This is a genomic window from Bacteroides acidifaciens (genome assembly GCF_024623065.1).
Lineage (GTDB): Bacteria > Bacteroidota > Bacteroidia > Bacteroidales > Bacteroidaceae > Bacteroides > Bacteroides acidifaciens.
This window is the reverse complement of sequence record NZ_JANJZR010000162.1, coordinates 1-2342: the sequence shown is the minus strand read 5'-3', so window position 1 is coordinate 2342 and position 2342 is coordinate 1. Positions and strand designations below refer to the sequence as shown.

Sequence of the window (2342 nt, the reverse complement as noted above, 5' to 3'; positions counted from 1 at the left end):
CTACGACCTCAAATCCGCTGCAAGAATGCCATCCTACAGCGAAAATCAGAGTTCTCGGACGGTCTGGGGGGGGGAGATTAAAATCTTCATTTGTCGTAAAAGAAGCATCCACGTCTATTTCACCATTGCCATACAAGCGACAAATTAGTGTATGAGATACCTTTATATTTCCAATAAGTTCTTCCAACTGAATGGTTACCAACTTAGCTTACAACGTTAATTATCGTTTATGTTCAAATAATTAACTTGGTTAAAAATGAAATAATGTGTAATTTTGCGTTGTATAACAATAAATGATAATATTAAAAAGGCACAATATCAAAATTTTACATAGACTATCTTTTAAAATGATATTGTCATTTAGAATATATTTCTATATATTAGAAAGGTATCTGCTAATTTAAATAAAATACCAACTACAAATAATGCTTATGAAAAAGAATTTGAAAAATTTAGAACTGAGTATTCCTTCTATAGATATTCTTGAATCTCGGAAGATTGTTGGAGGATATAGTGTTAATGATAACATTGATAATGATTGATGGAAGTGCATATAGAGAAAATCCGGATTATACAATATGGAGACGATAATGCAAATCTGATAACAAGAAAATAATGAAAAGATTTTTATTTATATCTATTCTTTCGTTGTGCTTTAGCACAATCTGCTCATGCGCATGCTTAGATGAAATTAAAACGTTTTATACGAGTTATATGACGAATCTTTTAAATGATAATTCAAAGAATAGAGCTTTATGTGAAAGGTGTTTAACCGATGGACTATTAACAAAAGTTCAAAGAATGGTAAATATAAGTGGTGTTGATCCAATAATACGTTCACAAGATATAAATAGTGACGCTATTAGAACTTTAAATGTAAAAAATATTATAGATAATTGGTATATGGTAAGTTATCTTTGGAATGAAAAAGATAGTACTACCATAATTAAAATTCCATTAAAAGTGGAAAAGGTGGATGAGAAGTGTAAGATAGCATATATTACGCCTGTTCAGAATGGAGATCAATATGGAGATGAGCTGCTGTCTAATTGTGAGAACATGAAAGCGTGTAAAATAGATGAGACTTCAGGAAAGTCATTTATAGAAAGTTTTTACAAAGTTTATATTGCATCATATTGTGCTATGTATAAAGATGTAAATGCGAAACTATCAACTTTGCGTTTATCTAATTTGTCACATACAGCCTTGGAGCAATTTGGGAAAGCAGAATTAGAAAATCAAAAGGATGGTTTTAATGGATATGATCTCCTGATTAATAACTTTGATTTCGACTGTATGTGGCGTAGAAGTTTTAAAATTAATCAATTGGGAGATAATGTCTTTCAAATCACTTATCAGGCAGGAAGTAAAACTTATAAAATAATTATTACTATTAAAAAACAAAACAACAGATATTTAATTGACAAAATATCATTATAAGCAGAAGAAACATTCTCAAATAAATTATAATCTTTTTTGTTTGAGAATGTTGCTTGTGCCAATTCTTAAAGTATTCACAATTTAGTCTGCAAAGTTGCTAAGTCTCTTATTTTATGAATAAGTATAGATTTGAATAGTAACAATTTAGCGATATTCTTGAAGAAACTTTGGAATATGGAATTCATTTTTCATTTCCTTATAAAACTTTATTTCATGAAGGCTTACCATTCGGTGGAAAAGTTCTATTTAATCATTTAGTGCAATTTTACTCTGAGCTATGGGAAAACATATATCTTTTAGTATGATAAATCCTGTGGTAAATCGTAGAAATATCTCACAAATATTTGCTATTGCTTATTTCTCAAAATTGAGTTGTGTCTCCAAGCTACTTCAATGTAGTTTTTTTGAATTTTATGAGAATCATTTATGATATTCTTTTTCTTGAAGCGATAGTTCCAAATGGGTTATACAATATTTTTCAAATCAATGTAATGAAAAAAGAGACTGTAAAAAGGTATGCAAAAAAAAAATTACTACAATAATGGAATAGCTTATGAAAACACAGTAGAAAATATTAAAGGAAAAGTGTGAGCTTAAGAGGAGCAGTCTTCCAAAAATAGTTTTTGCACAGACTCCCGATTGCTTATAATTAATGCACTCATGACTACACTTTTTGAACTGAATAATATAAGTTTTTAGCGAGATTATCCATCCCCCCTAGTTTATCCGTTCCCTAATTCTATACATGTAAACGCACTTCTAAATACACACCTGCTTAATTAAGGTATATCTATTTGATTCAACTCCACAATTTTTCGTTTTCTAATTAGAGCCTGTTTAAATTTTCCTGAGATTATGTTAGATAGGCTTTACCGACCTGTTTTTATTCGTCACATAGTCTC

General features: G+C 29.5%; 2 protein-coding genes. One reads left to right on the top strand and one right to left on the bottom strand.

Features of this window, described 5'->3' with window-relative positions:
* On the bottom strand, nucleotides 1-202 hold a 202-nt coding region (locus NSB03_RS20400; protein ID WP_257466622.1), incomplete at its 3' end, for a hypothetical protein.
* Between the two features lie 512 nt (nucleotides 203-714).
* Here NSB03_RS20400 and NSB03_RS20395 point away from each other — a divergent pair.
* A complete protein-coding gene (locus NSB03_RS20395; protein WP_168355431.1) occupies nucleotides 715-1440 on the top strand; it encodes a DUF3828 domain-containing protein in 726 nt (241 codons plus the stop codon).
* The last annotated feature ends 902 nt before the right edge of the window (nucleotides 1441-2342 follow it).

What these genes read in the sequence shown, in the direction of transcription:
- NSB03_RS20395 (WP_168355431.1), top strand. Translation starts at nt 715, where the DNA reads ATGACGAATCTTTTAAATGATAATTCAAAGAATAGAGCTTTATGTGAA.